The 19325-nt window shown below is 67.0% G+C and carries 23 protein-coding genes; 10 read left to right on the top strand and 13 right to left on the bottom strand.

The window, feature by feature from the left end; translation table 11 throughout:
* Positions 1-3 precede the first annotated feature (3 nt).
* Positions 4-1272, bottom strand: coding sequence for a phosphoribosylamine--glycine ligase (gene purD, locus ASE50_RS07200; RefSeq protein WP_056397786.1), 1269 nt, complete (start codon positions 1270-1272; stop codon positions 4-6).
* Here purD and xseA point away from each other — a divergent pair.
* From xseA to ASE50_RS07175, 5 genes are read left to right on the top strand one after another with little or no spacing between them, the layout of a single operon-like run.
* Complete coding sequence (xseA, locus tag ASE50_RS07195; protein WP_056397781.1) at positions 1271-2644, top strand: exodeoxyribonuclease VII large subunit; 1374 nt, start codon at positions 1271-1273, stop codon at positions 2642-2644. The two genes, purD and xseA, sit on opposite strands and share 2 nt — an antisense overlap.
* A gap of 15 nt (positions 2645-2659) precedes the next feature.
* Positions 2660-2857: a DUF2093 domain-containing protein gene (locus ASE50_RS07190; protein ID WP_056397778.1), complete on the top strand. Its 198-nt coding sequence runs from the start codon at positions 2660-2662 to the stop codon at positions 2855-2857.
* Positions 2854-3654, top strand: coding sequence for a M23 family metallopeptidase (locus ASE50_RS07185; protein WP_056397775.1), 801 nt, complete (start codon positions 2854-2856; stop codon positions 3652-3654). The genes ASE50_RS07190 and ASE50_RS07185 overlap by 4 nt, the downstream gene beginning before the upstream one ends.
* Positions 3655-3711: 57 nt before the next feature.
* Positions 3712-4239: a superoxide dismutase family protein gene (locus tag ASE50_RS07180; RefSeq protein ID WP_156347336.1), complete on the top strand. Its 528-nt coding sequence runs from the start codon at positions 3712-3714 to the stop codon at positions 4237-4239.
* Between the two features lie 35 nt (positions 4240-4274).
* Positions 4275-5351: a lactonase family protein gene (locus ASE50_RS07175; protein ID WP_056397772.1), complete on the top strand. Its 1077-nt coding sequence runs from the start codon at positions 4275-4277 to the stop codon at positions 5349-5351.
* 201 nt (positions 5352-5552) lie between these two features.
* On the opposite strand, the gene ASE50_RS07170 is transcribed toward ASE50_RS07175, so the two are convergent.
* From ASE50_RS07170 to ASE50_RS07150, 5 genes are all read right to left on the bottom strand, one after another.
* On the bottom strand, positions 5553-6101 hold the full coding sequence (locus tag ASE50_RS07170; RefSeq protein ID WP_235512234.1) for a 5'-methylthioadenosine/S-adenosylhomocysteine nucleosidase: 549 nt from the start codon (positions 6099-6101) through the stop codon (positions 5553-5555).
* A complete protein-coding gene (locus tag ASE50_RS07165; protein WP_056397764.1) occupies positions 6064-6669 on the bottom strand; it encodes a hypothetical protein in 606 nt (201 codons plus the stop codon). The genes ASE50_RS07170 and ASE50_RS07165 overlap by 38 nt, the downstream gene beginning before the upstream one ends.
* 79 nt (positions 6670-6748) lie before the next feature.
* Entirely contained in the window at positions 6749-7150 is a 402-nt protein-coding gene (locus tag ASE50_RS07160; protein WP_056397758.1) for a type II toxin-antitoxin system VapC family toxin, read from the bottom strand.
* Positions 7147-7521 (bottom strand): hypothetical protein, encoded by a 375-nt coding sequence (locus tag ASE50_RS19215; RefSeq protein WP_056397755.1) that lies wholly within the window; start codon positions 7519-7521, stop codon positions 7147-7149. Before ASE50_RS19215 ends, ASE50_RS07160 begins: the two co-directional genes overlap by 4 nt.
* A complete protein-coding gene (locus tag ASE50_RS07150; protein ID WP_156347335.1) occupies positions 7514-7909 on the bottom strand; it encodes a hypothetical protein in 396 nt (131 codons plus the stop codon). Before ASE50_RS07150 ends, ASE50_RS19215 begins: the two co-directional genes overlap by 8 nt.
* 290 nt (positions 7910-8199) lie before the next feature.
* On the opposite strand from ASE50_RS07150, the gene acnA reads away from it, so the two are divergent.
* On the top strand, positions 8200-10875 hold the full coding sequence (acnA, locus tag ASE50_RS07145) for an aconitate hydratase AcnA (RefSeq protein ID WP_056398019.1): 2676 nt from the start codon (positions 8200-8202) through the stop codon (positions 10873-10875).
* A gap of 83 nt (positions 10876-10958) precedes the next feature.
* A complete protein-coding gene (locus ASE50_RS07140; RefSeq protein WP_056397750.1) occupies positions 10959-11963 on the top strand; it encodes a glycosyltransferase in 1005 nt (334 codons plus the stop codon).
* Between the two features lie 338 nt (positions 11964-12301).
* Here ASE50_RS07140 and ASE50_RS07135 read toward each other — a convergent pair whose 3' ends face one another.
* The 3 genes from ASE50_RS07135 to ASE50_RS07125 all read right to left on the bottom strand — a co-directional run bounded on the left by ASE50_RS07135 (position 12302) and on the right by ASE50_RS07125 (position 14160).
* On the bottom strand, positions 12302-13048 hold the full coding sequence (locus ASE50_RS07135) for an HAD-IIB family hydrolase (protein ID WP_056397746.1): 747 nt from the start codon (positions 13046-13048) through the stop codon (positions 12302-12304).
* A gap of 64 nt (positions 13049-13112) precedes the next feature.
* Positions 13113-13493, bottom strand: coding sequence for a hypothetical protein (locus tag ASE50_RS07130; RefSeq protein WP_056397742.1), 381 nt, complete (start codon positions 13491-13493; stop codon positions 13113-13115).
* The gene (locus ASE50_RS07125) at positions 13486-14160 is read right to left on the bottom strand and encodes an EI24 domain-containing protein (protein WP_321163370.1); all 675 of its coding nucleotides are present in this window, start codon (positions 14158-14160) and stop codon (positions 13486-13488) included. Before ASE50_RS07125 ends, ASE50_RS07130 begins: the two co-directional genes overlap by 8 nt.
* A 149-nt stretch (positions 14161-14309) precedes the next feature.
* Between ASE50_RS07125 and ASE50_RS07120 the strand changes: the two genes are divergently transcribed.
* A complete protein-coding gene (locus ASE50_RS07120; protein WP_056397737.1) occupies positions 14310-15308 on the top strand; it encodes an adenosine kinase in 999 nt (332 codons plus the stop codon).
* A gap of 78 nt (positions 15309-15386) precedes the next feature.
* Here the strand turns inward: ASE50_RS07120 and ASE50_RS07115 are convergent, their stop codons facing one another.
* From ASE50_RS07115 to ASE50_RS18715, 4 genes are all read right to left on the bottom strand, one after another.
* Complete coding sequence (locus ASE50_RS07115; RefSeq protein WP_056397734.1) at positions 15387-16964, bottom strand: amino acid permease; 1578 nt, start codon at positions 16962-16964, stop codon at positions 15387-15389.
* Between the two features lie 111 nt (positions 16965-17075).
* A complete protein-coding gene (locus ASE50_RS07110; RefSeq protein ID WP_056397733.1) occupies positions 17076-17453 on the bottom strand; it encodes a histidine triad nucleotide-binding protein in 378 nt (125 codons plus the stop codon).
* 4 nt (positions 17454-17457) lie between these two features.
* Positions 17458-17775, bottom strand: a complete 318-nt coding sequence (locus tag ASE50_RS07105) for a phosphoribosyl-ATP diphosphatase (RefSeq protein WP_056397729.1) — start codon at positions 17773-17775, stop codon at positions 17458-17460.
* Between the two features lies 1 nt (position 17776).
* Complete coding sequence (locus ASE50_RS18715) at positions 17777-17923, bottom strand: hypothetical protein (protein WP_156347334.1); 147 nt, start codon at positions 17921-17923, stop codon at positions 17777-17779.
* Between the two features lie 171 nt (positions 17924-18094).
* Between ASE50_RS18715 and ASE50_RS07100 the strand changes: the two genes are divergently transcribed.
* Together ASE50_RS07100 and ASE50_RS19460 are read left to right on the top strand one after the other, a co-directional pair.
* Positions 18095-18850, top strand: a complete 756-nt coding sequence (locus ASE50_RS07100) for a hypothetical protein (RefSeq protein ID WP_056397726.1) — start codon at positions 18095-18097, stop codon at positions 18848-18850.
* A gap of 290 nt (positions 18851-19140) precedes the next feature.
* Positions 19141-19325: transposase-like zinc-binding domain-containing protein (locus ASE50_RS19460; RefSeq protein ID WP_321163369.1), on the top strand; the 185-nt coding region annotated here is incomplete at its 3' end.

Below are 19325 nucleotides of genomic sequence, written 5' to 3'. Positions count from 1 at the left end.
GCTTTAATCCTGCCCATTCTCACGTGCGACTTCGCGCCAGCCGATGTCGCGGCGGCAAAAACCGGGGAAGTCGAGCGCATCGACACCGCGATACGCCGCCGCCTGTGCGGTGGTGACGGTCGCCCCGCGCGCGGTGACGGCCAGCACCCGGCCTCCGGCAGTGACAACGCCCGCATCGCCCATCCGGGTTCCCGCGTGGAACACGGTCGTGCCCGCCGCCTCGGCCGCATCGATCCCGCCGATCGGCTGGCCGGTCTCGGGCGTCCCCGGATAACCGGGCGCAGCCATGACCACGCTCAGCGCGGTATCGTTCGAAAAGACGGGCGCTTCCGCTTCCGCCAGCCGCCCCTCGGCCACCGCCAGCAACAGCGGCAGCAGATCGCTGTCCAGCCGCGCCATCAGCACCTGGGCTTCGGGATCGCCGAACCGCGCATTATATTCGATCAGCTTTGGTCCCCGATCGGTCAGCATCAGCCCGGCATACAGCACCCCCGAATAGGGCGTCCCGCGCGCCGCCATCGCCGCGATGGTCGGCCGGACGATCGTGTCGATCGCCAGCTGTTCGAGCGCCGGCGTCAGCACCGGCGCGGGCGAATAGGCGCCCATGCCGCCGGTATTCGGACCCGTATCGCCATCGCCGACGCGCTTGTGATCCTGCGCCGATCCGAACGGCATCAGCGATACGCCATCGGTCAGCACGAACAGGCTGGCTTCCTCGCCGGCCAGAAATTCCTCGATCACCGCTTCGCCGCCGGGCTTTTCGAAGATCGCCGCCAATGCCGCCTCCGCCTCGCCACGGTCCATCGCGATCGTCACGCCCTTGCCCGCCGCCAGACCATCGGCCTTGATGACCACCGGCAGCGAGAAGGGCGACAGTGCCGAGATCGCACCGTCGAGGTCGGTCACGCGGACATAGCCGGCGGTCGGGATATCGGCCTCGCGGCACAGATCTTTGGTATAGCCCTTCGATCCTTCCAGCTGTGCGGCGGCCGCCGACGGGCCGAAGGTCGCGATGCCCGCCGCACGCAGATCGTCGGCCAGCCCCGCGACCAGCGGCGCTTCGGGCCCCACCACCACCAGCCTGACCGTCCGTTCGACGCAGAACCGCACAACCGCGGCGTGATCGGTCACGTCCAGCGGCACCAGCGTCGCGTGGTTGCCGATGCCGGGGTTGCCCGGTGCGGCATAAAGCGTACCTAGGAGCGGCGAACGCGCCAGCTTCCACGCCAGCGCATGTTCGCGCCCACCCGATCCGATCAACAGGACATTCATGGACGATCGCTTCCCCGGTTTTCAGTCGAGCCGGCTCGTAGCCGAGCAACAGCCCGGCGACAACGCCGCGCCCGAAAGCGTGTCCGAACTGGCCGGTCGCCTCAAGCGCATGGTCGAGGGCGAATTCGGCCGCGTCCGCCTGCGCGGCGAGATTTCGGGCTACAAGCGCGCGTCGTCGGGCCATGTCTATCTGTGCCTGAAGGATGATTCGGCGCTGATCGACGGGGTGATGTGGCGCGGATCAGCAGGCAGCCTGCCGTTCACGCCGCAGGACGGCGTCGAGGTGATCGCCAGCGGCAAGCTGACCACCTATCCCGGCCGATCGCGCTATCAGATAGTGATCGACCGGATGGAACTGGCCGGCGAAGGCGCGCTGATGGCACTGCTCGAAAAGCTTAAAGGTAAGCTGGCGGGCGAGGGGCTGTTCGACCCGGCGAAGAAACGCCGCCTGCCGTTCCTGCCGCGCACCATCGGCATCGTCACCTCGCCCACCGGCGCGGTCATCCGCGACATCCTCCACCGGCTGGAGGATCGCTGCCCGACCCATGTCATCGTCTGGCCGGTCAAGGTGCAGGGCGAAGGCTCGGCGGCGGAAATCGCGCGCGCGGTACAGGGGTTCGGTGCGCTGCCGGAGGACGGACCGGTCCGCCGCCCCGACCTGCTGATCGTCGCGCGCGGCGGCGGTTCGATCGAGGACCTCTGGTCGTTCAACGAAGAGATTGTGGTGCGCGCGGTCGCCGCCTCGCCGATCCCGGTCATCTCGGCGGTCGGCCACGAAACCGATACGACGCTGTGCGATCACGCCGCCGATCTGCGCGCGCCGACGCCGACCGCCGCCGCCGAGATCGCGGTGCCGGTCCGCGCCGAACTGGCGCACAATATCGCGACCCTGTCGCTGCGGACCCAGCGGATCGTCCGCCGCTATCATGAGCGCGGGACCGAGCAGCTGGCGGCGCTGGTCCGCGTCATGCCGCGCCGCGATGCGCTGCTCGGACCGCAGCGTCAGCGGCTCGACGATGCCGCCGCCCGCCTGTCGCTCGCACTCGAACGCCGGGTCGCGACCGCGCGCCGCAATCTCGACCGCCACGGCCATGCGCTGCGCCCTGCGATGCTGACCCAGCGGCTGGCACAGGCCCGCGCGCAGTTCGAGGGGACGGCGCGGATGCTGGGGCAGGTCGATCCCGACAATCTGCTGCAAAAGGGCTATGTCCGCGTCACCGCCCGCGCCACCGGCAAGACGGTGACGTCGGCCGCCGAAGCCCGCGCGGCGGGCGCGTTGCAACTCCACTTCGGCGACGGCGCGCTGGACGCGAAGGTTGAGCGCACCCCCGGCCGCGCCTATGTCTCGCCCGCGCAACCCACCTTGCTGTAGAACCGGACCCGATCGATGCTGACAACCGAAAGCCGCCCTGCCAAGCTGCACTATCTTACGAACAATTTCCGCGTGCTGGTCGATGGCGACTTCGTGACCTGCGCGATCACCGGCGCGCGCATCCCGCTCGACGAACTGCGCTACTGGAGCGCGGCGCGGCAGGAACCCTATATCGACGCCGAGGCTTCGACGAAGGCGATGGCCCCGCAGTGATCGCCTTCGCCGCCACGCTGCTGGTGGCGGCCCAGCCCGCGCCCGCGATCGCGCTGACCGGATCACCGGGGCAGGGGGCGGCGATGACCGGACAGGTCCCGCCCGGCACGATCCTGACGCTCGACGGACAACCGGTGGCGGTCGCCCCCGACGGCGCGTTCCTGATCGCGTTCGACCGCGACGCCGGTCCTGCCGCCACGCTGGTCGCGACCCTGCCCGATGGCCGCCGGCTGGTCCACCCCCTGACCATCGCCCCACGCGCATGGCGGATCGAGCGCCTGCCGACCCTGCCGCGCGTGTCGCAGCCCACCCCCGAATTCCAGCGCCGCCGCGCCCCCGAACTGGCGCAGATCGCCGCCGCGCGCGATCGGGCGACCGACGCGCAGGGCTGGCGGCAGCGGTTCGTCTGGCCGGTCCGGGGGCGTGTCTCCGGCCTGTTCGGGGCGCAGCGTATCTATGCCGGCGAACCCGGCGCCTATCATTCGGGCGTCGACGTCGCCCGTCCCACCGGCACGCCCGTCGCCGCACCCGCCGACGGCGTCGTCATCCTCGCCGCCGCTACGCCTTTCACTCTCGAAGGCAATTTGCTGATGATCGACCACGGCATGGGATTGAACGGCGCGTTCCTGCACCTGTCGCGCATCGACGTGGCGGTCGGCGACCGGGTCGCGCAGGGTCAGGTCGTCGGGGCGATCGGCGCGACCGGCCGCGCCACCGGCCCGCATCTCCACTGGGGCATGAAGTGGCACGAGGCGCGCATCGATCCGCTGCTGCTCGCCGGACCGATGCCGCAGTAAAGGAACCGCGTGGCGGTCCCGATCATTCCGGCTCCACGATTACAGGGGACTCCGACCATGCTGCGTGCCACCATCCTGACCGCCATTGCCGCCGCCGCGCTTGCCGGCTGCACCACCACCACCGCCGGATCGGGCGCAGCCGCCGGGCGCAGCGCCACCGCGCCGCTGCGCACCGCAGCCGGCACCGATGTCGGTACCGTCACCGCCACCCAGACCGCGAACGGCATCCAAATCCGCGTCGACGCGCGCGGCATGCCCGCTGGCGTGCACGGTGCGCACGTCCACACCATCGGCCGCTGCGACGCGCCCGACTTCACCACCGCCGGCGGCCACTGGAACCCGACGTCGAAGCAGCACGGCACCAGCAATCCCGCCGGTCCGCATGCCGGCGACGCGCCCAACCTGACCATCGGTGCCGACGGTACCGGATCGGTCACCGTCGAGCTGCCCGCCGGCACGATGGACGGCCTGCTCGACGCCGATGGCGCGGCCTTCGTCATCCACGCCAATGCCGACGACTACAAGACCGATCCGTCGGGCAATTCGGGCGGGCGCATCGCCTGCGGCGTGTTCGCCGCCGCCTGATTGCCTAGCCGTCCGGCCACGGGCATAGAGTCGGGATGACCACCCGACGCACGCTCCTGGCCGGCATGGCCGCCACCGCCACGCTCGCTGCCGTCCCCGTCCGGGCGGCCGGGCGTGGACAGGACCTGATCGCCGGCACCTATGCCAGGCCGGGCGGGCAGGGGCTGTACGCGCTCCCCGCGCGCGGCACCGGCTGGAGCGTCGGCACCGCTGATACCACGCTCACCAACATCTCGTTCGGCGTGTCGCGCGGCGAGATGCGTTATCTGGTCCGCGAATCGGCCGCCGGGCGGCTGATCGCCACCGACCGCACCGGCCGCATCCTCGCCGACCTGCCCAGCGGCGGCGACGATCCGTGTCATGTCGCGCTCAACCATCGCGGCACCCTGCTCGCCGTCGCCAATTATTCGTCGGGCACCGTCGCGCTCTACCCGCTCGCCGCCGGCCTGCCGCAGCCGCCGATCGTCCGCCGCCACAGCGGCACCGGCCCGAACAAGGATCGGCAGAGCGCCCCGCACGCCCATTGGGTCGGCTTCACCCCGAACGATCGCTTCTGCCATTCGGTCGATCTCGGCGCGGACGCCATCTTCGCCTATCCGCTCGACAGCGGCGAGATCGCCGAGCCGGTGGTGGCATGGCGCGCGCCGCCCGGGGCCGGCCCGCGCCACCTCGCCTATCACCCGACGCTGACGACGGCCTATGTCGTCACCGAAATGGCCAACACGCTGGTTACGCTCGACGCGCAGGCCGATGGCAGCTTCATCACCCGCGCCACCATTTCGCTGCTCCCGCCCGGTTGGAAGGGCCAGTCGCAGGCCGCCCACATCGCGATCGACAGCGCCGGCCGCCGCCTCTTCGCCTCGAACCGCGGCCATAACAGCATCGCGGTCTTCGACCTCGCCGAAGACGGCACCGCCACGCTCGCCCAGCATATCGACTGCGGCGGCGACTGGCCGCGCTTCTTCCTGTTGCTGGAGCAAACCGGCCAGCTGCTCGTCGCCAACGAACGCAGCGGCAACGTCGCGGTGTTCAACGTGACGGTCGACGGCCCGGTACGCCCGACCCCGGCGCGGCTTGCCATTCCGGGCGTCGTGTTCCTCGACAAGGCGTAGGGGGCAGAGGATGTTCGCGCAGAGGCGCGGAGGCGCAGAGCGGTTGCGCCTCAAGCAATCCGCGCGCGACCGGGAGGCGCTCGTACAGGTAACAGCCGGGTTCAAGGCCTGCTGACGCGGGTGCTCTGGCCACAAACGCAACCTCTCTGCGCCTCCGCGCCTCTGCGCGAACTAACTTCCTTCTTATTTTCGGTCTTCTTCCTACCCCAACCGATCCACCGCTACCGCTAGCCGTTCGTCCAAAACCCCCAGCATTGCCGTCCACCCGCCCAGCGCTTCCAGCTCGCCCGGCCCGTCCGAAACGCCCCGCAACCCCATCACCGGCACCCCGAACCGCTGACACGCCCGCAGCACCGCGAACGTCTCCATATCGACCAGCTCGGCATCGATCGCATCATACGCGTCACCCCCGACGATATCCGCCCCGGTCGACAACCGCGCCACCGGCCAGTCGAGCGGCGTCGCCAGCGGCAGTTCGGCGCGATGATCGGCAAAGGGCGTCACCCCCTTCGGCACGCCGATCCGCGTCGCATCCATGTCGCGCCATGACACGCTGGCGACCTGCCAGATCGACCCGAGCGGCAACCGCCGCGACCCCGCCGATCCGATCGATACGACCAGATCGGGCAGGTCCGCCATCCCGGCCAGCGCCTGCGTCGTGCCGATCGCCGCCTCGATCGGCCCGACCCCGGTGATGACCGGCACGAAGCGTTCAGCCAGACAGGGTCCATATTCGTGGTCCGTCGCCATGACGAACAGCACCCGCCGTCCCCCGATCCGCGTCACCTGCATCGTTATTCCCCTGCTGTGTCGCGCGGTTGGTGGCGACCGGGGCCGGCGCAGGCAAGGCCTTGCGCGCCGCCTCGGCCTCCCTCTGCCGCCTCAACCCGCGGAGATTGGCGAGCAGCATCGCATCGGTCTCTGCCTGCGTTGCACGGACCCATCCGCCCTTCAACGGCCGGTCCTCCGGGTCCTCCGACCCGGCGGACACGCCCCGCGTCAGAAGCAATCGCAACAGGCCGTCCGAATAGCGCCGCCGATGTCCGACGATCTTGCCGCCATGCCACACCGGCTCGTCCCACCCGAGTACGGCACGTTCATACGCCGCCTGTTCGATCGTCGGCGCGACCTTGGCCAGCGCCCGCCGCCACGCCCGATCGAACGTCGCCGATCGATCGCGCATCCGATAGGCGGAGGTCGTCGAGATCTGCGCCCGCACACACGCATCGCGCACCGACCCCGTCTCGCTCAACGCCCGCAGAAACGCCCGCTGCCGCTGCGGCGTCCACCCGTCATGCCGCACCCGATATGTCGCCATTGCCCGTTCCCCCTCAGCTTTGAAAATGGAACATTAAAGGAACAAAGATGGTGTAGGAAAGCGGTTCGTCGTTCAGCGTCTATCGGCGACGCGGATGCAGGCGGATGTCCGGTGAGTAGGCAGCGACCTTCGTGTCCGAGGTGACGAGGGTGATGCCGTCGACTATCGCCTGCGCGACCAGGATCCGGTCGAACGGGTCGGCATGGATCGGATCGAGCCATCGGATCCGCTCCGCATGGCGGCCATGGATCGGCAATTCGACATAGCCTGCCGCGATCAGGCCGGCATGCAGTTCGGCAGGTTCGACCAGGAAGTCCGGCCGCTGCTGCCCGCACTTGATCGCGACCTCCCAGATGCTGGCGACGCTGAAATAGATCGTCTGCGCAGGGTCTTCGACCAGGGTTTTTACCTCATCGGGCAGCGAAGGTGATCCCTCCGCTAACCAAAGCAGCAGATGCGTGTCGAGCAGAACGGGGGTCACCCCTCGAACATCGCCTGAATTTCGTCCTGCTCCATCGTATCGAAATCGTCGGGAACGCGGATCGCGCCCTTCAGGAACCCGATGCGCGGAACGGGACGTCCGCCATCAGCCAGAGACCCAATCCGGTAACGGTGGCGCGGTGTTTCCAGAGCGTCGCCTTGCCGCATCGTCCGCTTGGGCGTCCACGACCCCAGATAATGCCGCCGGTTTCGAAGCGGAGAAATGTCCAGCCGGACGACGACATCTTCCCGTTCGCGGGAGTTGTCATCTTCATCGAACCATCGAGCGATCGGTTCGAATGGTTCATGGACGGGCGGGATGCCGTGGACATAGCCGTATTGGAGATGGGGTACGACGGCGAGTTCACCCATCGTGATTGTCCTGCTCCGACTTCGCCATCCGTTCTTCGACTGCGGATCGAACGATCGCAAAGTTTTTTTCTAGCACCTCAGTCGATAGGGCCAGAGATGCCAGCTCAAGGAGGATATCCATCGCCAGGGCATTTGCGGCGTCCGGGGTCATCCGCACCGATGCGAGTTCTTCGATTACCCGGCGCCGACCGACCCGGCTGGGCTGCGCATTTTCGTCATCCCACACGACGCCGGAGGGGCGGATACTATCGATCAGGAAACTGATCGACACGGCGTCATGGACGCGTTCAACGATCGCCGTATCAGCCGACAGGTACTGAAACGACGATCCCCGTTCGACGTCGCGCCGCATGGCTGTATCCAGCGGCGCTTCGGTAGCTTCGGTCATCGTGGCGCGTTCCTGCATTATCCCGCCAAATGGCTACTGGGATATAGTGATGCGTTCAAGCTTCCGCATCATACGGAGATTGGGAGCGAGTATTGCTATTGCAAATCTAAATCATTTAAACATTGTTTTGATGTGGTATTATGCTTCCCAAACACGGATTCACCTACTTCCCCCGAAGGAACCCGGTTGCTAAGGCGCTCGGGTACAGCTCGATAACCTCCCGCGGCGGCATGCACGTCGACGGCCATCGGCCGATCGATCCCGCCCGCGACCAACTGGGAAGGATCCGCATGACCGCTATCGGCCAGGACACGCTCGGCACCCGCGACACACTCGATGTCGGCGGCAAGACCTATTCCTATTATTCGCTGGCAAAGGCGTCGGCAAAGCTCGGCGACGTGTCGCGGCTGCCCTTCTCGATGAAGGTGCTGCTCGAAAACATGCTCCGCTTCGAAGACGGCGTGACCGTCACGCCCGAGGACGCGCAGGCGATCGTCGACTGGCAGAAGGATGCCCGCTCGGACCGCGAGATCCAGTATCGCCCGGCGCGCGTGCTGATGCAGGACTTCACCGGCGTTCCCTGCGTGGTCGATCTGGCGGCGATGCGCGATGCGATCACCAAGCTCGGCGGCGACGCGGGCAAGATCAATCCGCAGGTTCCCGTCCACCTCGTGATCGACCACTCGGTCATGGTCGACGAATTCGGCACGCCGAAGGCGGCCGAACAGAATGTCGAGCTGGAATATCAGCGCAACATCGAACGCTATGAATTCCTGAAATGGGGATCGAAGGCGCTCGACAATTTCTCGGTGGTCCCGCCCGGCACCGGCATCTGCCACCAAGTGAACCTGGAGTACGTCGCGCAGGCGGTGTGGTCGTCGGAATCGACCGATGGCAGCGGCACGATCGCCTATCCCGACACGCTGGTCGGCACCGACAGCCACACGACGATGGTCAACGGCCTCGGCGTGCTCGGCTGGGGCGTGGGCGGTATCGAGGCGGAAGCGGCGATGCTCGGCCAGCCGGTGTCGATGCTGATCCCCGAAGTCGTCGGCTTCAAGCTGACCGGCAAGCTGGGCGAGGGTATCACCGCCACCGACCTCGTGCTCACCGTCACGCAGATGCTGCGCGCGCGCGGCGTGGTCGGGCGGTTCGTCGAATTCTACGGTCCGGGCCTGTCGACGATGACGCTGGCCGATCGGGCGACGATCGCCAACATGGCGCCCGAATATGGCGCGACCTGCGGCTTCTTCCCGATCGACGACAAGACGATCGATTACATGCGCCTGACTGCGCGTCCGGCCGAAGTGATCGCGCTGACCGAAGCCTATGCGAAGGCCAACGGATTCTGGCGCGACGAGAACGCCGTCGATCCGATCTTCACCGACACGCTCGAACTCGACATGTCGTCGGTCGTGCCGTCGCTCGCCGGTCCGAAGCGTCCGCAGGACCGCGTCGAACTGCCGAACGTCGACGACGTCTTCAACGCCGACCTGACCAACGTCTACAAGAAGGACGCGGCCAAGCGCGTTGCGGTCGAGGGTGCGACCCATGACATCGGCGACGGCGACGTCGTCATCGCCGCGATCACCAGCTGCACCAACACGTCGAACCCGTCGGTGCTGGTCGCCGCCGGCCTCGTCGCGCGCAAGGCGAATGCACTGGGCCTCAAGCCCAAGCCGTGGGTGAAGACCTCGCTGGCACCGGGTTCGCAGGTCGTCACCGATTATCTCGACAAGGCGGGCCTGACCGCCGATCTGAACGCGGTCGGCTTCAACCTCGTCGGCTATGGCTGCACCACCTGCATCGGCAATTCGGGTCCGCTGGCCGCGCCCATCTCGGCGGCGATCAACGGCAACGACATCGTCGCCGCCTCGGTCCTGTCGGGCAACCGCAACTTCGAAGGCCGCGTGTCGGCCGACGTCCGCGCCAACTTCCTCGCCTCGCCGCCGCTGGTCGTTGCGTACGCGCTGAAGGGCACCGTGACGCAGGACATGGTGTCGACCCCGATCGGGCAGGGCTCGGACGGGCAGGACGTGTATCTCAAGGACATCTGGCCGACCAACGAAGAGGTCGCCGACCTGATGGCCGCCAACATCGACGACGGCATGTTCCGTTCGCGCTATGGCAACGTCTATGCCGGCGACAAGCATTGGGCGGGCATTTCGGTCGAGGGGTCGGACACCTATAACTGGCCGACGTCGAGCACCTATATCGCCAATCCGCCCTATTTCGACGGGCTGACGATGACCCCGAAGCCGACGTCGGACATCATCGAGGCGAAGCCGCTGGCGATCCTCGGCGATTCGATCACCACTGACCACATTTCGCCGGCCGGCAGCATCAAGGCCGACAGCCCGGCCGGAACTTTCCTGCAAGAACATCAGGTTAGCCGTCGCGACTTCAACAGCTACGGCGCCCGCCGTGGCAACCACGATGTCATGATGCGTGGCACCTTCGCCAACATCCGTATCAAGAACGAAATGGTCCCCGGCGTCGAAGGCGGCATGAGCCGCTATGACGGCGAAGTCATGCCGATCTACGACGCCGCCATGCGCCACAAGGCCGACGGCACGCCGCTGGTCGTCATCGCCGGCAAGGAATATGGCACCGGCTCGTCGCGCGACTGGGCGGCGAAGGGCACCAACCTGCTCGGCGTCCGCGCCGTCATCACCGAAAGCTTCGAGCGGATCCACCGTTCGAACCTCGTCGGCATGGGCGTCTTGCCCCTGCAGTTCGCCGAAGGCGTGACCCGCCAGACGCTCGGCCTGACCGGCGATGAAACCTTCACGATCCAGGGTGTTGCCGGCATCCGTCCGCGTCAGGACGTCGACGTCATCATGGTCCGTGCCGACGGTACGACCGAGACGTTCCAGACCAAGTGCCGCATCGATACCATCAACGAACTGGAATATTTCCTGAACGGTGGCATCCTGCAGTACGTGCTGCGCAAGCTGGCCGCGTAAGCGCGCCACTTGACGGCCAGGGCGGGCCGCGTCTCCGACCGGAGGCGCGGCCCGTTTCATGTGCGGGGGCAGGGGGACGGACCATGGCGAGCATCACGGTCATCACGGTGTTCCACAATCGGGCCAGCCGGGTCCGGCCATCGATCGAATCGCTGCTGTCGCAGGATTGCGACGATGTGCGGATCGTCGCGATCGATGACGGATCGCGCGACGACACGCTGGCCGAACTTCGCGGGCTGTCGGCCCCCAATCTGACGGTGATCGCGCAACCCAATGCGGGGTTTACCGCCACGATGGCGGCGGCCTGCGCTGCCGCCGATACCGACTTCATCGCCGTCCACGGCGCGGGCGACGAAAGCCTGCCCGGCCGGTTGCGCGCGCAACGCGACTTTCTGCTCGCCCATCCCGACGTCGTCGCCGTCGGCTGCGCGATCGAAAATGTCGAGGAGGGCGGCAAGGGGTATCTCGTCCAGCCCGCCGCGGCGATCCGCAAGGGGCCGATGGTCACCGGGTTCGGCATATCGCATGGCGAGGTCATGTTCCGCCGCTCGGCCTATATCGCGGCGGGTGGCTATCGTCCGTTCTTCCGCGTGGCGCAGGCGACCGACCTGTTCCGCCGGATGAGCCGGATCGGCGATTTCGGCTATGTCGATCGGCTGTTGTATCGGCGGTTCCTGTTCCGCGACGGCGTCAACGCCTCCGCCGGCAAATTCGCCGAACATGAACTCTACTCGGCGATCGGGCACGACGCGTTCGTCGACGCGCTATCGAGCGGGGGGACGGCGGACGTCATCGACCGGCATGGTGTCCTCGCACCCTATTATATGCCGCGATCGAAGAAGATCGCCGGTGGCCTCGCCCGGGCGGCGGTCGTCCACTGGCTGCAGGGCGACGACCGGACCGCACGGCTGCTCGCCCGCCGGTCGCTCGCCGAAAGGATGACGCTGCGCGGCACGATCGTCGCCACGCAATTGCTGCTGTCGAAGATGGGCCTGCGCGACGTGATGCAGCGACTGGCGGTAAAGACCAATCGCGGTCGCAACGAATATGCCCTGTCGCGCTTCTACCGCCCGCCCGCCGAAAAATAGCCAATCAGCCGATCGCGATCGTCATGCTCGACCTGACTCGATCGCCCTCACCCGTTCGCGGCGTTGCCGCTCCCTCCCTCTCCCAGCGGGAGAGGGAAGGGGCTTGCCCGGCGCAGCCGGGTGGGAAGGGTGAGGGTGATCTTCCGTGCAACGTGTGAAATCGACGCTGTCCTACAGAGGAACTCTTATCCTATCCTCGACGGCGCTCTTTCCATCGTCCGTTCACATGCGCCACCGGCCGCGCACAACACGACGCCGCGCGACAAGCGTGCAAGTGTGACTTTCGTGACCTTTGGCCCGCAAACCCCGCCCCGCGCGCGACGGGGCAGGGGGCGCGGTTACTTCTGACAGGCGACGATCGCCTCGATCACCGCCAGCGTTTCCTGCGGATCGCGGATCTTGACCGTGTCCATGCCCGCGGCCTTCGGTGCATAGTCGTTGCCGCCGGGGAAGATCGCGTCGCCGATGAACAGCATGTCGTCGGTGGCGATGCCGCTGAAATCGGCCAGCTTGGCCAGACCGGTCGCCTTGTCGACACCTTCCTTGGTGATGTCGATCGACGTCGCGCCGCCCATGTTGATCGACAGGCCCGGCAGCCGCTGCTTCAGGTCGGCCTGAATGATCTTGCGCTTCTCGAACCTGGGGTCCCAATGTTCCTTGGCATCGATCGGTGCCTGCTGGCCGAGCGCCGAAAAGGTGATCTGGCTGCCGCGATCCTCGATCCGCTCGCCCCAGGTCTGTTCGGGAACGAAGCCGGTCGCCTCCAGCGCCGCATCGAACGCCGCGAGAATTTTCGCCTTGGTCTCGTCGTCGAACAGGTCGGCATAGACCGCGTTCCAGCGCCCGTCGCCAAAGGTGTAGAGCTTGGTGCCGCTCGTCGGCATCATCCACAGGCGGGTGAGATCGGCGCGGTCGGGCAGGCGGGTGGCGACCTGCTTTTCGAACTGCGGCCAGTCGCCGCCGGAGATGATCGCGACATGCGCGACGCCCAGCAGGTCGGCGAGCGCTTCGCCCATCGCCTCGGTCAGTTGCTGTTTGCTTTCGGCCAAGGTTCCGTCGAGGTCGAAGGCTACGAGTTGCTTCATGGATGTACTCCGGCGTGGGGCGGTCGGCGGCGTCGTGCCACCGGTCTGGAAAGGTCGCAAGGCGTCAGCGGCCACCGTCGCGGCGGGTCAGGGCGGCGACACAACTGGCGCGGTCGATCGGCGCGCCGTTGCGCTGGCGCGAATCGATATGGCGCACCACCGGCACGCCCCCGGCCTGCGGCGGGTAGAGATAGGCATCGAGCACGCAGATGTTCGATCCGAACTGCAGCTTGCGCCCGGCCCCCTCGGTCAGGTCGAGTTGCGGCTGGCCGAACAGGCCGGTCAGGGCATTGGCATTCTGACCCAACACGCGTTCGAGGCCGACGGTGCCATAGGTCGGGCGCGGTGGGACGGGCAGGGCGTTCTGACGCACGACCGGTCCGGTCGATGCTGCGCAGGCCGACAGGGTCAACCCCGCGACGACCGCGATGAAACCGCTACGCATGTCCGTCCCCCCGTGGGCGTCGCCGGTGGAACCGATGCGTCGCCATCGCCGCACCGATCAGGGGCGCGACGAAATTCACAAACGGCACAAGCAGCAATCCGGTTCCGGCAAGCCCCAGCACGAAGCGCCGCCCGCCCGTGGCGGACCGTTCGGCGGCCATGGCTGCCGGTGGCAAATGACGGGCCGCGACCATGTCCGACAGGTCGCGGCCGAGCAGCCGGCCATTGACGACGAAGAACACCGCCGCCGTCCCGATCCCGGTCGCCAGCAGCACCAGATAGAGCGGCAGGAAGATCAGATTGACCGCCAATGCGCGGAGCGCCGACATCCCGCTCATCGCCAGCGACCGGCCGAGCGGCACCGGGCGGGCAGTGGCGAGCGCGGCGGGGTAATGCTTCGCCTCGACCGCCTCGACCACCTCGTCGGCGAACAGGCCGATCACCGCGATCGCGACGATGCGGAACAGCAGCCATGCGATCCCGATCGCGGCGATGGCCGCCGCCACCGCCGCCAGCGTGCCGGCATCGTCGCCCAGCAGCAGGAAATCGGCGGTCAGCCAGTGCGCCCCCCACGCGATCGCCGCGCCGAGCAGGGCCAGCAGCAGCAGCGTCAGCGCCAGCGACTTGGCCAGCACGCGCAGAAACACGCGGTCGCCGAGTTGGCGCACGGACAGAAGAAAGCTCTCGATCATCGCCGGCGACGATGCGGGGAGTGCCGCCCGCCGTCAACGCCTTGCCTGCCCCCACGCCGCTGGCTAACGCGAACGGCAACGTCCCCGCCTATGCTGGCGGCGGATCGATTGTCCGGAGACCTTATTTGACCCAACCCACGCTCGACGTCGTCGCGATCGGCAACGCCATCGTCGATATTCTGGCGCAGTCCGACGATGCCTTCCTCGCCGCCGAAGGCATGACGAAGGGGTCGATGCAGCTCGTTTTCTCGCCCGCCGATGCCGATGCGCTCTATGCGAAGATGGGTCCGGGCCGCGAGATTTCCGGCGGGTCGGCGGCGAACACCGTTGCCGGCATCGCCGCGCTGGGCGGCAAGACTGGTTTCATCGGGCAGGTCGCCGACGATCAGCTGGGTGCGGTGTTCGCGCACGACATCCGTGCCGCCGGCGTCCGCTTCGATACCCCGACCCGCCCCGGCGAGCCGACGACCGCCCGCTGCCTGATCTTCGTCACGCCCGACGGGCAGCGGACGATGAACACCTTTCTCGGCGCGTCGCAGTTCCTGCCCGAAGCGGCGCTGGATGCCGATCTGATCGCCAGCGGCGCGATCCTGTATCTCGAAGGGTATTTGTGGGACCCGGAAGAGCCGCGCGCGGCGATGCGGGCCGGCATCCGCATCGCGCGGGACGCAGGGCGCAAGGTCGCCTTCACCCTGTCCGACACCTTCTGCATCTCGCGCCACGGCGACGACTTCCGCGCGCTGATTGCCGAGGGGCAGGTCGACATCCTGTTCGCCAACGAGAGTGAGCTGCTGGCGCTCGCGCAGGTCGAGGATTTCGACGCTGCGGTCGATCAGGTGAGCGCGCAGGTGCCGGTGCTGGTGGTGACCCGCGGCGAGCACGGCGCGATCGCGGTGACCGAGGCCAAGCGCACCAGCGTGCCCGCCCAGCCAATCGATCGCGTCGTCGACACGACCGGCGCGGGCGACCTGTTCGCCGCCGGCTTCCTGCACGGCCAGTCGCATGGCTACGACATCGAACGCTCGCTGAAGCTGGGCGCACTGTGCGCCGCCGAGATCATCTCGCACTATGGCGCGCGCCCCGAGGCTGATCTGACCAAGCTGATGGTTGAACAGCTGGGCTGAGCCGCCCGACACCATCCGACGAAAAAGGGGGAGGCCGAACCGATCGGCCTCCCCCTTTCTTATTGCCTCGGCGCGTGATCAGCGCGGGTCGTGCGGTACGTCGAAGACGTCGTCGCGCGGCACCTCGATGACGCCTTTCGCCACATGGCTCGTCCTGTATCCGTAGAGAAAATAGACGACCAGCCCGATCGCGCCCCACACCGGCAGCACCAGCATCGCGTCGATCGGCAGGTTGAAGAACAGGAAGATGCAGCCGACGATCGTCGCGGGTGCGACCAGCCAGATCAACGGTGCCCTGAACGGCCGCTTCCGCGCTGCCTCGGTCTTGCGCAGGATGAGCACCGCGATCGCCACCATCATGAAGGCATAGAGCGTGCCGGCATTGGCGATGTCGGCGAGCTGCCCGACCGGCAGGAACGCCGCAGCGAACGCCACCGCCCCACCGGTGATGGCCGTCACGACATAGGGCGTCTTCCACTTCGGATGGATCTTGCTGAGGCTGGGGGGCAGTAGGCCGTCACGCGCCATGACGAAGAAGATGCGGGTCTGCCCGAACAGCAGCACGAGGATGACCGAGGGCAATGCGACGAAGGCGGCGATGCCCAGCATGTTGCCGACCTTGCCAAAGCCGATCTCGCGCAGGACGTGCGCCAGCGCCTCGTTCGAACAGACCAGCGCGTCGGCATATTGCGGCATCGCGCACTGGCGGGCCAGTTCGGCCGAGCCGGCGGCGAAGGGCATTTCGCCCCCGGTGATGAAACCGTTGGGGCCAAGCGGCTGGCCACCGATCGCGCCGATCGCGCCGGCCGCCACGAGGATGTAGAACACGGTGCAGAACAGCAACGACCCGATCAGGCCGATCGGCACGTTGCGTTGCGGATTTTTCGTTTCCTCCGCAGCGGTCGAGACAGCGTCAAACCCGACATAGGCGAAGAAGATCGTCGCCGCCGCGCCGACCGCCCCGACGCCGGTACCCCAGCCGCCGAAGACACCCGCCGGAAGGAACGGGTTGAACCGGCTGGCGCTGAACTGTTCGGACGGCAGGGTCAGCGCGATGAACACGGTCAGCGCCACGACCTTGATCGCGACAAGGATCGCGTTAAACTTCGCGCTCTCGCTGGTGCCGATGATGAGCAACCCGGTGACCAGCAGTGCGATCAGCACCGCCGGCAGGTTGATGAACCCGCCCGGCGCGCCACCCAGCGCCAACGGTCCGGCCGCGAGCCATGCCGGCAACTGTATCCCGAAGAATTCATTGAGGATCGTGCCGCTGAAATAGCCCGACCATCCGACCGCGACCGCAGAGGCCGCGACCGCATATTCAAGGACCAGCGCCCATCCGACCGTCCATGCCAGAAGTTCGCCCATCACCGAATAGGTATAGGTATAGGCCGATCCCGCGACCGGGATCATCGATGCGATCTCGGCATAGCATAGCGCCGCGACCACGCAGATCAGCCCGGCGATGGCGAATGCCAGCATCAGTCCCGGTCCGGCCTTCTGCGCGCCGGCAGCGGTCAGGACGAAGATGCCGGTGCCAATCACCGATCCGATGCCGAACAGCGTCAGTTGGAGCGCGCCCAGGGTGCGGGGCAGCGACTTTCCTTCGGCGGCGGCGAGAATGGCGTCGAGTGGTTTGACGCGCCCGAATATCATGAAGCGATCCCCTGGATGCACCGCGCTTGCACGGGCGGTGCCCTTTTTTGAATTGGGCGATGCTACCCGCAAAAACCGTCCGTGCAATTCCTTTCGTGTAATAAAGCTGTCCTATCGCGACAGCATCGGTCCCAGCGGCTGCCCGCCGAACAGGTGGACGTGCAGATGCGGCACCTCCTGTCCGCCGTCTCCGCCGATATTGGCGAGCAGGCGATAGCCCGGTTCGACCAGTCCGTTGTCGCGGGCGATCTGTCCCACTGCCCGCACGAAACCGGCGATTTCCGCATCGCTCCCGCGCGCGGAAAAATCGTCCCACGATACGTACGCGCCCTTCGGAATCACGAGGAGATGAACCGGTGCCTGCGGGGCGATGTCGTGAAAGGCGAGGGCGAAATCATCCTCGTACACGCGCTTCGCCGGGATCTCGCCGCGCAGGATGCGGGCAAAGATGTTGTCGGAATCATACGCCTGGGTGGCATTGATCGGCATGGGATCACTCCTTGGGACGGGCAGCCTTTTCGGCGATGCCCGAGCGGCCCTCGCGGGCGGTCAGTTCGGCGCGGACGTCGTCCAGCGTGATGCCGCTTGTCCGCAGCAGCAGCGTCAGGTGGAACATCAGGTCGGCCGCCTCGCCGATCAGGCCGGCACGGTCACCGCTGCATGCGGCGATGACGCATTCTACCGCCTCCTCGCCGACCTTCTGCGCGATCTTGCCCGTGCCGCGTGCATGGAGCTTCGCGACATAGGATTGGGTAGGATCGCCGCCGATTCGGCTGACGATTACCGATTCGAGCCGATCGAACGCGTCCATGTCAGTCCTTGCGCTTGCGGTTGCGGATCGCCCGCCGGGCCAGCACCACCATGAACACGAACGCCGCGAACGCCGCGACATCGGACACCGCAAAGCCCTCGCGGGGAGGAACGATCCCGGAATGGGCGGCGAGGGCGGCAGTCGGCATGTGGCACGCTCTAATCGTTTCGGACGGCAGCGGGCAAGCGGCACGATATCGTGCCATGCCGGGACGGCGGCGTACAGGAACCGGCCGCGTCGAACGATCGTTTTACGTCATTATCCAATATCGGGCGCGACAGCCGTTCTACACAGGCGAGCGACCCGCGGGAGCAATCGCATGTTCTACCGGCTGCGCGCGATCGTGCTGGCACTGGCGGCGGGCGCAAGCGTATCCGCCTGCGCCTATGGCGATCTTGGTTATGGTGGCGTCGGGGTCGGCGTCGGATCGGGCTATTATGGCGGCGGCGGTTATGGCGGCTACGGCGATCCCTATGCCGCCGGGTTCGGCGATCCGTATTGGGGATGGTTCGGCGACTATTATTATCCGGGCACCGGCTATTACGTCTATGACCGCTATCGCCGGCCGTTCCGCTGGAACGACCGCCAGCGTTATTTCTGGGAGCAGCGGCGCGGCCAGTGGCGCGGCGACCGGGGCAATGGGCGGCCGCGCTGGGATCGGTGGGATCGACCGGGGTTCGACCGGCGGCGCGGCTTCGAGAATGTCCCGCGGGGGAGCAGCCAGTCGCCGCTGCCCGGTCGCCCAGGCGGCTGGCGTGGCAGGCCGGACGTGCGGCCGGATGGTGCCGCGCGGCCGGGCTTCGATCGTCGACGCGGGTTCGACTATGTACCGCGTGGATCGAGCCAGTCCCCGGTTCCCGGTCAGCCGGATGCCTCACCGGGCAGCGCGACCCGGCCGGGCTTCGAGCGACGGCGGGGGTTCGAATATGTGCCACGCGGGTCCGGCCAGTCGCCGAGACAAGGGGCCGGCGCGGTGCGCGGGTTCGAGCGACCTGAAGGGGTTCGTCCGGGCGGTGGTCGCGTTCGGGGACCGGAAGGACGCGGACCGGGTCGTGGTGGACGGCGACCGGATTAAGGCGACGCTCTTATCGGCTTCAGAGGCGTTTTAAGCCGGGCGAAGCAGTAGGGCTGCGAACGTCGCAAGAAGCTTCGTATTCTTGGCGTACTTCGGCAACGGCGAAACCTCTGCAAAAGTCGGAAGCTTGGCCAGAAACTCACCGTGCCCCCGCGCAGGCGGGGGTACAGAGCCAAGCAAAACAATGGCTTGTGTCTGGAACGCTGGACCCCCGACTGCGCGGGGACTGTTTACACGAGGCGCGTTTTGGATTCTTCTGTGTTCCTTTGATTTGGGACGGGGAGGACAGGATGCGTTGTCCAGCGTGCGAGGGGACCGACCTGATCAAGCGGGGCCGCAAGTCGGGGCATCAGCGCTATGTGTGCCGGGCCTGCGGTCGATACTGCACCGACAGCCAGCCCAGGTTCAGTGCCGAGACGAAAGCTTTGGCGATCGAGATGTACATGAACGGCATGGGCATCCGGGCGATCGGCCG

Source organism: Sphingomonas sp. Leaf5 (assembly GCF_001421155.1).
In the GTDB taxonomy this organism is placed as follows: Bacteria; Pseudomonadota; Alphaproteobacteria; order Sphingomonadales; family Sphingomonadaceae; genus Sphingomonas.
The sequence above is the reverse complement of the archived record's forward strand: the minus strand, read 5'-3'. Positions and strand labels throughout refer to the sequence as shown.

Excerpts from the sequence above, each read along its gene's own strand:
- ASE50_RS07165 (WP_056397764.1), bottom strand. The coding sequence starts at position 6,669 with ATGGCGACATATCGGGTGCGGCATGACGGGTGGACGCCGCAGCGGCAG.
- ASE50_RS07170 (WP_235512234.1), bottom strand. The coding sequence starts at position 6,101 with ATGGCGACGGACCACGAATATGGACCCTGTCTGGCTGAACGCTTCGTG.
- acnA (WP_056398019.1), top strand. The coding sequence starts at position 8,200 with ATGACCGCTATCGGCCAGGACACGCTCGGCACCCGCGACACACTCGAT.
- ASE50_RS07135 (WP_056397746.1), bottom strand. The coding sequence starts at position 13,048 with ATGAAGCAACTCGTAGCCTTCGACCTCGACGGAACCTTGGCCGAAAGC.
- ASE50_RS07115 (WP_056397734.1), bottom strand. The coding sequence starts at position 16,964 with ATGATATTCGGGCGCGTCAAACCACTCGACGCCATTCTCGCCGCCGCC.
- ASE50_RS07105 (WP_056397729.1), bottom strand. The coding sequence starts at position 17,775 with ATGGACGCGTTCGATCGGCTCGAATCGGTAATCGTCAGCCGAATCGGC.
- ASE50_RS07180 (WP_156347336.1), top strand. The coding sequence starts at position 3,712 with ATGCTGCGTGCCACCATCCTGACCGCCATTGCCGCCGCCGCGCTTGCC.
- ASE50_RS07150 (WP_156347335.1), bottom strand. The coding sequence starts at position 7,909 with ATGACCGAAGCTACCGAAGCGCCGCTGGATACAGCCATGCGGCGCGAC.
- ASE50_RS07130 (WP_056397742.1), bottom strand. The coding sequence starts at position 13,493 with ATGCGTAGCGGTTTCATCGCGGTCGTCGCGGGGTTGACCCTGTCGGCC.
- ASE50_RS19215 (WP_056397755.1), bottom strand. The coding sequence starts at position 7,521 with ATGGGTGAACTCGCCGTCGTACCCCATCTCCAATACGGCTATGTCCAC.
- xseA (WP_056397781.1), top strand. The coding sequence starts at position 1,271 with ATGGACGATCGCTTCCCCGGTTTTCAGTCGAGCCGGCTCGTAGCCGAG.
- ASE50_RS07110 (WP_056397733.1), bottom strand. The coding sequence starts at position 17,453 with ATGCCGATCAATGCCACCCAGGCGTATGATTCCGACAACATCTTTGCC.
- ASE50_RS07140 (WP_056397750.1), top strand. The coding sequence starts at position 10,959 with ATGGCGAGCATCACGGTCATCACGGTGTTCCACAATCGGGCCAGCCGG.
- ASE50_RS18715 (WP_156347334.1), bottom strand. The coding sequence starts at position 17,923 with ATGCCGACTGCCGCCCTCGCCGCCCATTCCGGGATCGTTCCTCCCCGC.
- ASE50_RS07190 (WP_056397778.1), top strand. The coding sequence starts at position 2,660 with ATGCTGACAACCGAAAGCCGCCCTGCCAAGCTGCACTATCTTACGAAC.
- ASE50_RS07175 (WP_056397772.1), top strand. The coding sequence starts at position 4,275 with ATGACCACCCGACGCACGCTCCTGGCCGGCATGGCCGCCACCGCCACG.
- ASE50_RS07100 (WP_056397726.1), top strand. The coding sequence starts at position 18,095 with ATGTTCTACCGGCTGCGCGCGATCGTGCTGGCACTGGCGGCGGGCGCA.
- purD (WP_056397786.1), bottom strand. The coding sequence starts at position 1,272 with ATGAATGTCCTGTTGATCGGATCGGGTGGGCGCGAACATGCGCTGGCG.